The organism is Yoonia maritima (assembly GCF_043641945.1).
GTDB lineage: Bacteria > Pseudomonadota > Alphaproteobacteria > Rhodobacterales > Rhodobacteraceae > Yoonia > Yoonia maritima_B.
In genome coordinates this window covers 551,997-565,112 of record NZ_JBHZRX010000001.1, presented here as the reverse complement: position 1 = coordinate 565,112, position 13,116 = coordinate 551,997, and the positions used below count along the sequence as shown (strand labels likewise).

At 54.4% G+C, this 13,116-nt stretch carries 13 protein-coding genes; 9 read left to right on the top strand and 4 right to left on the bottom strand.

The features are described 5' to 3' along the window. Nucleotides 1-8 precede the first annotated feature (8 nt). The 5 genes from ACHUEV_RS02895 to ACHUEV_RS02875 are packed head-to-tail and all read left to right on the top strand — an operon-like array spanning nt 9 to nt 7,453. Nucleotides 9-2,090: a 3-hydroxyacyl-CoA dehydrogenase NAD-binding domain-containing protein gene (locus ACHUEV_RS02895; protein ID WP_394177556.1), complete on the top strand. Its 2,082-nt coding sequence runs from the start codon at nt 9-11 to the stop codon at nt 2,088-2,090. A gap of 2 nt (nt 2,091-2,092) precedes the next feature. Beyond that, nucleotides 2,093-3,280, top strand: coding sequence for an acyl-CoA dehydrogenase family protein (locus ACHUEV_RS02890; protein ID WP_394177555.1), 1,188 nt, complete (start codon nt 2,093-2,095; stop codon nt 3,278-3,280). Between the two features lie 4 nt (nt 3,281-3,284). Next, nucleotides 3,285-4,337, top strand: a complete 1,053-nt coding sequence (locus ACHUEV_RS02885) for an acyl-CoA dehydrogenase family protein (protein WP_394177554.1) — start codon at nt 3,285-3,287, stop codon at nt 4,335-4,337. Nucleotides 4,338-4,386: 49 nt separating this feature from the next. Beyond that, on the top strand, nt 4,387-5,973 hold the full coding sequence (locus ACHUEV_RS02880; RefSeq protein WP_394177553.1) for a GMC family oxidoreductase: 1,587 nt from the start codon (nt 4,387-4,389) through the stop codon (nt 5,971-5,973). Nucleotide 5,974: 1 nt separating this feature from the next. Then, nucleotides 5,975-7,453: an aldehyde dehydrogenase family protein gene (locus ACHUEV_RS02875; RefSeq protein ID WP_394177552.1), complete on the top strand. Its 1,479-nt coding sequence runs from the start codon at nt 5,975-5,977 to the stop codon at nt 7,451-7,453. A 31-nt stretch (nt 7,454-7,484) separates the two neighbouring features. Here the strand turns inward: ACHUEV_RS02875 and ACHUEV_RS02870 are convergent, their stop codons facing one another. From ACHUEV_RS02870 to ACHUEV_RS02855, 4 genes are all read right to left on the bottom strand, one after another. Further along, nucleotides 7,485-8,333: a copper resistance D family protein gene (locus tag ACHUEV_RS02870; RefSeq protein ID WP_394177551.1), complete on the bottom strand. Its 849-nt coding sequence runs from the start codon at nt 8,331-8,333 to the stop codon at nt 7,485-7,487. Between the two features lie 2 nt (nt 8,334-8,335). Then, complete coding sequence (locus ACHUEV_RS02865; protein WP_394177550.1) at nt 8,336-8,674, bottom strand: copper resistance CopC family protein; 339 nt, start codon at nt 8,672-8,674, stop codon at nt 8,336-8,338. A 20-nt stretch (nt 8,675-8,694) separates the two neighbouring features. Beyond that, complete coding sequence (locus ACHUEV_RS02860) at nt 8,695-9,132, bottom strand: c-type cytochrome (RefSeq protein WP_394177549.1); 438 nt, start codon at nt 9,130-9,132, stop codon at nt 8,695-8,697. Between the two features lie 186 nt (nt 9,133-9,318). Continuing rightward, on the bottom strand, nt 9,319-10,710 hold the full coding sequence (locus ACHUEV_RS02855) for a surface lipoprotein assembly modifier (protein WP_394177548.1): 1,392 nt from the start codon (nt 10,708-10,710) through the stop codon (nt 9,319-9,321). A gap of 136 nt (nt 10,711-10,846) precedes the next feature. Here ACHUEV_RS02855 and thyX point away from each other — a divergent pair, with 136 nt between their 5' ends. The 4 genes from thyX (at nt 10,847) to ACHUEV_RS02835 (ending at nt 13,115) form a co-directional block, all read left to right on the top strand. Beyond that, a complete protein-coding gene (gene thyX, locus ACHUEV_RS02850) occupies nt 10,847-11,752 on the top strand; it encodes an FAD-dependent thymidylate synthase (protein WP_394177547.1) in 906 nt (301 codons plus the stop codon). 80 nt (nt 11,753-11,832) lie between these two features. Continuing rightward, nucleotides 11,833-12,051, top strand: a complete 219-nt coding sequence (locus ACHUEV_RS02845; RefSeq protein ID WP_394177546.1) for a hypothetical protein — start codon at nt 11,833-11,835, stop codon at nt 12,049-12,051. Nucleotides 12,052-12,285: 234 nt separating this feature from the next. Beyond that, nucleotides 12,286-12,609, top strand: a complete 324-nt coding sequence (locus tag ACHUEV_RS02840; RefSeq protein ID WP_394177545.1) for an arsenate reductase family protein — start codon at nt 12,286-12,288, stop codon at nt 12,607-12,609. Nucleotides 12,610-12,953: 344 nt separating this feature from the next. Next, the gene (locus ACHUEV_RS02835; protein WP_394177544.1) at nt 12,954-13,115 is read left to right on the top strand and encodes a hypothetical protein; all 162 of its coding nucleotides are present in this window, start codon (nt 12,954-12,956) and stop codon (nt 13,113-13,115) included. Nucleotide 13,116: the final 1 nt, after the last annotated feature.

Here is a 13,116-nt window from a genome sequence, read left to right as displayed (position 1 = left end):
AGAGAAATATGACTGAAGTCGTTACAATTCAAAAATTCGATGACATCGCGACGATCTGCATCGACAATCCGCCAGTGAATGCGGCGGGCCACGCCATGCGCAAAGGCGTTGTTGATGCGTTAGACATGCTTGAGGCGGACCCCGAGGTAAAGGCGATCGCGTTATATTGCGCGGGCCGCACATTTGTCGCGGGTGCCGATATTCGTGAATTTGGCAAACCGTCGCAGCCGCCCGTGTTGCCGGATGTGTGCAATCGGTTAGAGGCATCCTCGAAACCCATCGTGGCTATCATGCATGGCACCGCACTTGGTGGGGGGCTTGAGCTGGCGTTATGCTGTCACGCCCGCGTCGGGATCACAGGGTCCAAGGTTGGTCTGCCCGAGGTAAATCTTGGTCTGTTGCCCGGCTCTGGTGGTACCATCCGCCTGCCACGTGTCGCGGACACGGCGACGACGATCAAGATGATCACTGGGGGCGCACCAATTTCGGCGGAAGACGCGCTAAAGCATGGCATTATTGATCGGCTAGAAGATGGCGATCCGGCACAGGTTGCCGTCACCATTGCCAAAGAATTGCGTGATTGGAAATTGAAGGCACGCGTCACACGTGATCTTCCAGTCAATCTGAACGGTGACAAAATGTCAGCCGCCCGGTCGAAATTCGAGGCGCTAGGTTCAAAAGGTGCAGTTGCTCTGCGCGCCTTGCGCGCCATCGAAGGTGCCGCAAAACCGATAGACGAAGGGTTGGCCGCCGAGCGTGCATTGTTCATCGAAGCATTGGCCAGCGACGAACACCATGGCCTGAAACACGCGTTCTTTGCGGAACGCGCGGTGGCGAACATCCCCGAAGCCAAAGAAACCCCGCGCGAGATCAAGACCGCTGGTGTAATTGGTGGCGGGACGATGGGATCAGGTATCGCGACATCTATGTTGCTGGCCGGAATTCCTGTCACGGTCATTGAAATGGCCGAAGACCGCGTCGCATTCGCCGTCAAAACCATCACGGGCAATCTGCAAGGTGCGGTCAAACGCGGTAAGCTGTCCCATGAAGCCTTTGACGCCACGGTCGCCAAGCTGACTGTGACCACGGATATGAGCAGCCTTTGCGATGTCGATTTGGTGATCGAGGCGGTGTTTGAAAGCATGGAAGTTAAGCACGAGGTATTCGCCAAGCTCGACGCCATTTGCAAAACTGGTGCGGTTCTTGCCTCGAACACATCATACCTGAACATTGACGAAATTGCGAAGGCGGTGACACGTCCGCAAGACGTGATCGGCTTGCACTTCTTTTCGCCCGCGCATGTGATGCGGCTATTAGAGGTTGTCGTCGCGGATAAAACAGCGCCGGATGTAGTTGCGACGGGATTTGCCTTGGCAAAACGCTTACGCAAAGTCGCAGTGCGGGCAGGGGTCTGTGACGGCTTTATCGGTAATCGGATATTGGCGCACTATGCGCGGTCCACTGGTTACATGATGATGGACGGCGCAGATTATGAACAGATCGATAATGCGTTAGTCGGGTTTGGCGCGGCCATGGGGCCGTTCACCGTGGGCGACCTGTCTGGTCTTGATATCGGTTGGGCAGAACGAAAACGCCGTGCGCCGCTGCGTCCGCCAGAGGAGCGCTATATCGGAGTTGCCGATAAGATTTGTGAAGCGGGCGATTTTGGCCGGAAGACTGGCAAGGGGTACTATGTGTATTGGCCCGATGGTTCGAAAACCAAGAACCCAGATGTCGCCCAGTTCATCGCGGATGAGCAGGCCGAAAAAGGCATCACACCGCGCAGCTTTACCGATGAAGAAATCGTTGATCGTTACATCACTGCGATGATCGTTGAATGCGCGCGCGTCGTCGAAGAGGGGATCGCGCTGCGCCCAATCGATGTCGATGCGGTGTTTTTGTTTGGGTACGGCTTTCCACGCCATCGCGGTGGACCGCTTTGTTATGCGGACAAGATCGGTGCGCAAGCGCTGGTCGATCGGATCAACAGCTATGCCAAAGACGACGCGTATTACTGGCGCGTGCCCGCACTGCTGCAAAAGATGGCCGATGACGGCACCACATTCGCTGATTTGAACAAGGAGCGCTGATCATGGATCTGCAATTCACCAAGGAAGAAGAAGACTTCCGTGACGAGGTCAGAGCATTCATTCGGGAAAATCTGCCAAAAGATATCCAGCGTAAGGTGCGTAACAATACGCCATTGGATAAGGCCGATTATGAAAAATGGCACGCCATCATGCAAAGCCGGAATTGGCTGGGCACCACATGGCCAGTGGAACACGGCGGACCCGGTTGGAATAACTATCAACGGCATATCGTTGGCGAAGAAACCGCCCTGGCCTATGCGCCGCGTTTGGTTGCATTTGGTGTCGCTATGTTGGGGCCAGTGTTGCTTAAGTTTGGCACCGAAGAGCAGAAAGCCGAAATTCTACCCCGAATATTGGATGGCACGGATTGGTGGTGTCAGGGCTATTCGGAACCGGGCGCTGGTTCTGATCTGGCGAGCTTGAAAACCCGGGCTGTGCGTGACGGGGATCACTATATCATCAACGGTCAAAAGACTTGGACCACTCTTGGCCAACACGCCAACAAGATTTTCTGCCTTGTGCGGACCGACGCCGCTGCAAAGGCCCAAGAAGGTATCAGCTTTATCTTGGTTGATCTCGATACGCCCGGCATTGAAATGCGTCCCATTAAACTGATTGAAGGCGGTCACGAGGTGAACGAGGTCTTCTTTACCGATGTGCGCGTGCCTGCGTCCAATTTGGTTGGAAAAGAAAACGAAGGCTGGACCATCGCGAAATACCTTCTAACCCACGAACGGACCAATATTGCGGGCACTGGTTTCGCGATCCGCGATTTGGCGGCGTTAAAAGAACTGGCAGCTAAGACCATTCGTAACGGTAAACCACTGATCGAAGATCCACTGTTCGCAAAAGAAATCGCTGAGATCGAGATCGACCTTGAGGCGATCCGTATCACCAATCTGCGCGTTCTGTCTGAGAGCGAAACGGGGGCGGCGAGCGGGTACGAAAGCTCGATGCTGAAAATCAAGGGCACTGTCATCGTGCAGCGCTTGAATAGCCTAACACGTCAGGCGTTAGGAGCCGCTGCCGCGCCTTTCCCGGCCGAAAAATTGCCAGCCAATGCCCTGACTGTACCCGAAGATGCCGCCGCTGCCGCTGCCGCCTATTTCAACAACCGCAAACTGTCGATCTTCGGTGGATCAAACGAGATCCAGCGCAACATCATCGCCAAAGACCTGTTCAGAGGATAACCCAATGGATTTCAAACTGAGTGAAGACCGCCGGATGCTCTCGGACACGCTGCGCCGCTATTTGACAGAGCAATACGATATCGAAACACGCAACAAAGCCGCCTACGAGGCACCGTTCTATTCGCCGGAAAAATACATCGAGATGGCCGACCTGGGCGTCATCGGTGCGTTCGTAACCGAAGACCAAGGCGGGTTTGGTGGCCAAGGGTTCGATATCACTACGGTGTTCGAAGAATTGGGCCGGGCCATCTGCCCTGAACCCATGCTGGCATCCTTGATGTCTGTGCGTTTGGTTGCTGATTTGGGGCAGGACGCGCTGGTCGAAGATATCATCGGTGGCAGCAAACGCCCGGCGCTTGCCGTGTTTGAACCCGAGGCAGGTGAACGTCTGGCTGACATCACCGCATCCTTTGCCAATGGTAAGCTGACTGGTCGCAAATCGGTCGTATATGGTGCGCCAAATGCTGATGTTATTCTTGTCGCGGCCAAGGCTGATGGCAAAATCGGCCTTTATCTGACTGAAACCGCCGAAACCATTGATTATGCAATGATCGATGGTGGCGGGGCTGCCGAAGTCATTCTTGATAACACCGCCGCCATTTGTCTGGCAGAGGACGCGGAAGGGGACTTGGAAGCGGCGTTAGACGCGGGTCGCTTGGCGTTATGCGCCGAGGCCGTGGGCGCAATGGACGTTCTGCTTGCGATGACGGTCGACTTCATGAAGCAGCGTCAGCAGTTCGGCCGCCCGATCGCCGTCTTTCAGGCGCTGCAACACCGCGTCGTCGATATGGCGATTGAGATCGAACAATGCCGTTCCATCACTGTTTTGGCGGCGTCGCACCTCGCCTCGGATCAGCGCGCGAAATACGTGGCGATGGCAAAGAACCTAATCGGACGCACGTCCGTGAAGTTCTCTGAGGAAGTGATCCAGCTGCACGGTGGTATCGGCATGACGTGGGAATATCCGGGCGCACATTATGCCAAACGTCTGACCATGATCGACCATCAGTTGGGCGATGCGATGATCCAACTTCACAAAGTGATGCACGCCGCCTAGCGCCAGCCATTCAGCACAAGAAATCCCAATTTGAGAGGGAACAAAAACCATGGAAGAGTTTGACTACATCATCGTCGGAGGCGGATCATCGGGCTGCGTTATGGCCGAAAGGTTATCCGAAAATCCAATGACGAAGGTCTTGATGATCGAACGTGGTCGCAATGACTTTCACCCGTGGATTCATATTCCTGCCGCGTTTTTCAAAATTCTGAAAAGCGGGCGGGATATTAAAAACTATGTCGCGGCCCCGTCCGAAGCGATGGCCGGTCGGCCAACCATCGTCCCAACAGGCAAGGTGATCGGCGGCGGTAGTTCTGTGAACGCGATGCTTTATGTGCGCGGACAAAGCGAAGATTACGACAATTGGGCGCAGTTGGGCGCAAAGGGCTGGTCCTATAGTGATTGCCTGCCAGTGTTCCGTGATCTTGAGAATAACGAGGTATACAGCAACGACTATCACGGCAGTAAGGGCGACCTGCACGTTTCTGAACCAAAGTTCAAACACCCGCTAAGTGAAGCGTTTGTTGCGGCGGCCCAAGAAACCGGCATCCCATTCAACCCGGACTTTAACGGCGCAGTACAAGAAGGCGTCGGGTTTTATCAAACCACCACGCATAATGGTCGGCGCTGGAGCGCAGCTCAGGCATTTCTGCGCAAGGCCGAAAAACGACCAAACCTAAAGATCATGAAAAACACCAGCGTCACTAAGCTGACGTTTGATGGGACGCGGGCGACGGGTGTGATGTTGGAAAGTGGTCAGCAGATCAAAGCAAGATCCGAGGTGGTGATGTGCGCCGGGGCCTTCGAAACGCCACGATTGCTGCAGCTGTCTGGCATTGGGAATTCCCAAGAACTGCGAGATCTGGGTATCGAGGTCATTAGCGATCTACCCGGTGTGGGCGAGAATTACCAAGACCACCTTGAATCAACAGTGCAGGGCGAAACCATCGACCCGATTTCGAACTATCGTCATGACAAAGGTGTGCGTGCGGCGATGCATATGCTGCAGTATCTGACCACGCGCAAAGGATTGCTGACATCGAATGTCTGTGAAACTGGCGGTTTCATTGATGTATCAGATGCTGGCATTCCTGATCTTCAGTTCCACGTATTGCCGTCGATGGTCGCAGGTCTGGACCGCCCAGCAATCGAGGCGCATGGGGTCTCTATCGGGCAATGTTTCTTGCGGCCAAAGTCGCGGGGATCATACAAGATCAGGTCTGCTGATCCGGCAGAGAAGCCAATTTTTGTCAGTGGCGCACTAACCGACCGGCACGATGTTGACGTGCTCATGCGCGGTGTACGCAAATCAATCGAAATTTTGGATGCGCCCGCCTTAGCCAAATACATCAAACGTCGGCATATGCCTGCGCCCGATGTGGAAAAGGATGATGCCGCGCTTGAAGAATACGTGCGCAAAACTGCGAAAACGCTGTTTCATCCGTCCTGCACGGTCAAAATGGGCGCAGACTCCGACCGCATGGCATGCCTTGATAGCGAATTGCGGGTGCGCGGTGTCCAAGGGCTTCGGGTTTGCGACGCCTCAGCAATGCCCGCATTGATCAGCGGCAACACCAACGCGCCAACAATGATGATCGCTGAACGCGGTGCACGGTTTATTTTGGGAAAAAAATGAAATGAATAAGATCAACGAAGATTTTTTGGCGCAGGGTACATGGAGCGGTAAGATCTACTCAAACGGCTGGATCGATGCCGCAGGCGGCACCGACAAAGTCACTGCACCTGCCGACAATGCACATCTAGCCGACGTTGGTCGAGCAACTGATAAAGACCTGAAGAAAGCGGCCGCCGCTGCAAGATCCGCTCAGCCCGCATGGGAAGCAACACCGGGTTCTGAACGCGCAGCTATATTGAACCGCGCGGCCGATATCCTAAGGCAAAACGCTGACAAACTCGTACCTTGGATTGTTCGCGAAAGTGGCTCCACTGCGCCCAAGGCAGCAGCCGAGATCGAGCTAAGTGTCGCGATCATGCGGGCCGCTGCAGCAGCTGCGCTTGAAAACCATAACACGACTTTGAAATCGGTCGATGGTCGCAACGCGCATGAAGAATTGATCCGGGTAGCTCACGGCGTCGTCGGTGTAATCTCTGCATTCAACTTTCCATTGTTCTTGTCGATCCGCGCGATTGCGGCTGCGCTCGCCACTGGCAACGCTGTCGTTCACAAGCCAGACCCACGAACACCGATCTCAGGCGGCATAATCATTGCACGCGCATTCGAAGAGGCAGGTCTTCCTGATGGTTTGCTGCATATCGTGTCGGGAGGCGCCGATGTTGGCGCTGCAATGTGCGAAGATAGAAACATCGCGATGGTGTCCTTTACGGGTTCACCCAAAGTAGGGGCCAAGGTCGCCGAGGCTTGCGGGAGGAACCTTAAGAAAGTCCAGCTCGAACTTGGCGGCAAGAACGCGATCATCGTGTTAGATGACGCAGACATGGACATTGCCGCATCGAATTGCGCTTGGGGGGCTTGGTTGCATCAAGGGCAAGTCTGCATCGCTGCAGGTCTAATCCTCGCGCCCGTGTCGCATGCTGAAAAGCTGGCCGAGATACTCTCTAATAAAGCCCGTCATTTGCCCGTTGGTGATCCTGCGACTGAACAGTGCGCGCTTGGACCTCTTATCGTCGAGGCAGAATGCAAACGCATCGAGGCGATCATTGAAGATGCTGTTCAAAAAGGCGCAAAGCTTCATGCCGGTGGCAAAGCTAAGGGGACAATGTTTCCAGCGACAGTGTTATCCGGAGTTAAGCCCGGTATGCGCGCGTTTGACGAAGAAATCTTTGGGCCCGTGGCTGTGATCGCTGCTTTTGATGACGATGATCACGCGGTAGCGTTAGCCAATATGACTGATTTTGGTCTTGCCGGTTCTGTAATCGGCGCCGATGTAGAACGCGCTCGCGCCGTCGGAAACCAACTGCGCGTTGGTCACCTGCATATCAACGATCAACCGATCATTACGTCGCCGCTCGCCCCCTTTGGTGGGCGCGGGCAATCGGGTAACGGTGGGCGGATTTCCGGTCCAGCCATATGGGAGGAATTCACTCAATACATGTGGGTCACGACCAAAGCTGCGGCGACACCTTACCCATTTTGAAGCACAGAGACCGGTGCCCGACAAGTCATATTCACGTTGGTAAAGTAAGCACTGACGTGAGTGTCGCTGTGGTGCCAAGCACCGCTAACACGACCAGCCACTCCATGTTAATCGAGTGAGAAAGATGCTTTGCAGCACGCGGATCACCAGCGCGAAGGTTAGGGATGAAACGCAACTTATTTGCGGCGGCTAGCATAAGAAGTCCCGCGACGAGAATGATTTTCAGGATGAGCGCTTGGCCGTATCCTGTCCCGAAAAACGCAGCGGTGGATCCGGTTAAGATAACGCCCATATACCCGCCAGCGACTATGAGCAGTGGAACGGTGAATGACGCGATAACACCAAACCGATGCCCGACATCGGCAGCCTTGGGCCACGTTTCCTGCGTTGACGCAAGGCGTTTGAGTGGCGTGAGAATGCCAATCCAAACCGCCAGAGCGATCAAATGGAAGGTCAGTGCAATGTCGAGCAAAGTTGTATCGCGCCCCGAGACGTGTCCGACGTGATCAAACGACCAAATCGCAAGGATGCCACCAAACGCAGATAACCACAGCCCAGAACGCGCTATGAACAGACCAAGGATAAGTAGGGCCAATCCCCCTATACGCAACGCGAGTGCTGTCCCGACCGGGGTACTCCATAATAGGCCGAGTATCTCTGGGTCAGACATGCCGCTAACATCGCCCGTCAGGACTGCGCCGCGCAAAGCAAAGGTAAGGATCGTCGCAACCAACCCAAGCAAAGCGAACTTCAGCGCAAAGTCTTTATGGTGATCAAGCCGAAATAACAGGGCGGTCATGACAGTCCCTGCAGATGTTAGTATGCTAAGATAAAGCGCAAACTTTGCACCAATCGCAGCCAGTCCCCAGACATCTGGCATGTCTATTCGACCGTAAAGTGAAACGAACCAGTCAGCGCGTGACCATCGGTACCAAGGCCGCGCCATTCGATCACGTATTCACCCGTTCCCATGGGCTGCACGGGGATTGCATAACTTGAGATGAAGCCAGAATGACCAGTCAAATCCATATCGACGCTTGGATGGTCTTTATGTGTCATCGTCACCCGAGTTAGGCGTATATCGCCCTTAAACTCCAACAAGACTTCTGTTGGCACTTCCGCAATGATCGCCTCATGGGCTGGCGTGATTCCGCTAAGTGGGGAGTGGGCCACTACGCCTGTTGCCCAAAGCATAGCCGCCCCGACCATCAGTATTTTCATTGTTGTGTTCTTTGCCATATTCAGTTGATCCCGTTGGCTCGTTGAAGCTCTCGTACGTATGCGACAATCATCGCTACATCTGCGCGTGTCACCTCTTCGACGGGCGGCATATTACCAAATGGCCAATGATGGGCACGCACACCCAGCGCCGCGGCCCTTTGAAAGCTTTCGTCGCCGTGGTGGTTTGGTTCATAAATGATGTGAACCAATGGCGGGGCCACGCCATTCTGACCAGCAGCGTTTTCACCATGGCAGGACACGCAGGCCGCCTCAAACGCTACTTTGCCGATCTGAGCATTCGAAGAAAGGGTTTCTGGGACTATTACATTAGCCAAGGCGCTACCGGCAGTCACTGTATCGGAGGTCAGCGCCACATTTGACTCTTGTGTCGGCCAAGTGGCAAATCCAATGGCACCCACGATAATGGCAGCACCTGCAGCAATAATTCGTCGTCTCATGACAGTCCTCGATTCCTTGACTGAGCTGCTGCTACACCTTCCAGCTGGCGGAAGGTCAAACATTTAAACGAACAGCTAGAAAGGTCGATCAGCGCGACTCACATAGCCTGAACTATTTAAAGCAAGGATTTCGCCATGTGGTATATTCTATACAATTTCTTCACATCGGTCTGACTTGCTGTGACCTTAGAAGGCAGAATTGATCGTCATACCAAGTGACCGCGTTTCGCGCGTAAATCGACTGACATTGCTGTCCGAGAGGCTATGGTGCCAAGTCAGGCCAGGAGTGAAGCCAGCGTAAGTCGCTGCCGGAAACCCCACATTGATCGTGTAGAAGTTGGTGGTGTCTTGGCGCCCGCCAGTGATGGGCGATCCGAATAGCGTATAGTCTGGGTATTCGGTCCAAGTGCGTCCAGCGCTTGCTCCCAATGTAATTGGCCCCACGTTTTCGTTCCAATTGTAACCAAACTGTATTGTCCAGGCGTTTGAGGTGTAATTGGCGCTGTCTCCCGTGCTGTCTGTATAAGACAGAGATGTGTTCCACCGATCCCCGTTGTCGAGCCGTTGCCCATAAGACGCGCGCACAATCTTGCGATTAACTTCCCCAATGGAGGTCTCTTGGTAGGTCAATCTCTCAATTTGTGCTGATAGCCCTAATTCTGATTGTGCAGAGATCGGATACCGGTAGTCCGCGCCGAGACGTATGTTGTCATATTTTCGTTTGTCGACAGACAAGTCTGTTGAATCCAGATCACGGTAATCCGTGGTTCCCGCAGCAAGGCTTAGCCCATAAGCGCCTGTGCTTAACGATTCATCATAGCGTGCGTTTAATTCGAAAGAATTCGTATCGAATGACGCGTCTGGCGTTTCCTCGGCATCGGTCAGTTTTACTCTCGCGCCCTGGTATCGAAGACCAACCGATAGGCGGCGCTTTTCATCTGAATACAAACGGTATTGTGTGCTGAAGCTGAAAGAGGCGCGGATGCCTTCTAGCGCGAGGGCGTCTTCTGACAATGTTGCTCCTGAACCGAACGGGTTATCCTCTAGGCCCGGCGCGGTCAGTTCTGAATTTACGGCACCACCATTCACGTTGTCGGATGGTACAACCGAAAACCCAAGATATGTCGACCATGGGTTAAGCTGCTTGACTGTTCGGGCGTCAGCGATGGTCCGGTTGTATTCGGCATCATTCGGCGCGACGGTCAATGCGCGGCGTAACCATAGGGTCGACAGAGTGAACCGCTTTTCACTCGCGGCGGCCAGTGCGGTCAGGCGAGCGGCTTCGTATTTCTGGGCATCGGTTTCGGACAATCGCCATGCGCGGGCACCTGCGGCGCGACCTTCGGCAGGATCACCCGATTGAGGGGCAGCCGCAGCTAGGACCAGCAGCGCAACGCGGTCATCGGGGTTTTGCGCCAACAGCTTACGAGCGATTTCTTGCGCAAGAGGAATGTCTCCGGAAAGAATTGCGTTGGTGGCAATGGCACGGGCCTGATCAATTGGAACATTGACTGTGGACTGGGCTGAAACGCTTTGGCCCAAAAGGCAGGCAGCAAATGCAATTGTGCGCGCATACATCAGCGGCATCTCCGAGAAATTGATTTTAGGGCACACTGCCACAGGTAGAACGACGCTGCCAGCAACATCTTGGGTGCCTGTGAGGCGCAGACACCCTATAGTGACCCTGACGCGAATCTAGCAGCCGGAGAAAAATATGCCCATCACCGCCGAACAACAGGCCGAAATCGACGAACTACGTGCAAACGCGAAACCGACCTTGCGGGCTGTTGCCGAAGGTATGGAGAACCACCTGTACAAGGCGCATGACGTGCTGGACCACGGGTTTATCCGGGTGATCGATTATATGGGCGACGATGCGGCGATCTGTCAGGCGGCACGGGTGTCTTACGGTAAGGGCACGAAATCCGTGCAAAACGACGAAGGGCTGATCCGCTACTTGATGCGCCACTGGCATTCGACCCCGTTTGAGATGTGCGAAATCAAACTGCACGTCAAACTGCCAGTCTTTGTTGCGCGTCAGTGGATCCGGCACCGGACGGCAAACGTAAACGAATACTCCGCGCGTTATTCGATCCTAGACCGCGAATTCTATATCCCTGAGCCCGACAAGCTGGCCGCGCAATCTGTGATCAACAATCAGGGCAGGGGCGAAGCACTCACCGGCGAAGAAGCCGCACGCGTGCTGGAATACCTCAAGGGCGACGCGGCGCGTTGCTATGACCACTATGCAGAAATGATCGACCAAGAAGGGCAGCAGGGGCTGGCCCGCGAATTGGCGCGGATGAACCTGCCTGCGAATATCTATACGCAGTGGTACTGGAAGGTCGACCTGCACAACCTGTTCCACTTCCTGCGCCTACGTGCCGACGCACACGCGCAATACGAAATCCGAGTCTATGCCGACGCGATCTGCAACGTCGTCGCCGACTGGGTGCCTGCCGCCTATTCCGCATTCGAAGACTACCGCATGGGCGGCGCCAACCTATCGGGCAAGGCGATTGACTGCGTGCGCCGTATGCTTAAGGGTGAAAAGGTCACGCAGGAAACCTCTGGGATGAGCAAAGGTGAATGGCGAGAGTTTGAGGGGATTATTGGGTGAGGGTTATTCGCTTCGCCAATATTCCTATTGGCCCCAAGAGAAACGTAGTGATTAGAGAAATAAGAACAATGAAAAAGGTAATGTTTGCAGCTCTGATCCCGCTTGCGGCATGTGTCTCGGCGCAGCCAGATGCTCTAAAGGACTATCCTGATGGATTTCTCTGTCAGCTTCTCGATCCCAATCAGTATATAACAACACCTCAAGAACAAATCGATATTCACAGAGAATTGGAAAATCGTGACGTGGCATGCAGCAGCGGTGGTGCGTCTATAAATCAGACTGTTGTCATTAATAATTAGCAGGCTGCTAATTGACGGACAACATCCTAGCTACTTTTCGCCCGGCATCGCCGGGCAGCGCCCGGACCTCCCCCATGGGGAGGGCGCTCCGCACCCACCCCGAGGTCCAGACGCTCCCCTGATGTTGCGCGCAATTGCAAGCGCTCCGCCTGTTCGGGCCGGACGCTCCCATAATGTTGTGCATGACTTCTTGCGCGGCTAAGCTTGGCCAGCAACTAACCCGGACCCAAGCACATGATCCTTTATGGCCTTCCCACCTGTTCCGACTGCAAAGCCGCAATCAAGGCGCTTGAAGCTGCGGGGCGGGATGTGGATTTCCGCGATGTCCGGGCCAATCCATTGTCTGAGGCAGAGTGGGCACCGCTGATTGCGCAGTTCGGCGACAACCTCGTCGACCGTAAGTCACAGAGCTACCGGAATCTCAACGCATGGCTCCGCGAGAGCGAGGCAGATGCGCAGCTAGAGGCACAACCTGCCCTTATGGCCCGTCCTGTCATCACCGATGGCATTAACTGGACCTTAGGTTGGGACGACGACGCCCGCGATGCGTGGCTCTGACCCACAGCCTCTAGCACTCTTTTGAATTCATGCAGGAATTAGACGCCTCGGTCTTTGGCCAAGCGGGCGCGTATTGTCATGCGCTGGTTACATGTCTGTGACGCGCGACTCGATTTCTGACCGATTCTGTTGGTCTATGGCGGTATTTTTACCACCCTTACCTAAAGGATAGGTTGGATCACTTGATCGGTTGTATTTTTTGAAAAATTACACGCTAAAGGCGGCGTGACCCTACGTCAGATGATGTAACCTATCCGAATTTCCCCATCACTGAACGGCAAATTCGCGATATATATAGTTTAGCAAATACGTCCCAGCTAACAGTAATTAAGCCAGGTAATGTAATGAGTGACCAAGTTAATTCCCAGTCTAACGCAGACACTACTCCACGCGATACTTTCTCTCCGATCCGCATGGATTTGGTCGACCGCCTAACCCGCACTTGTGAGCGTCTGGCCGGTGGCCAAGCCCACATTGAGCGGGCCAAGCTAAAGATCGCAGCGTAAC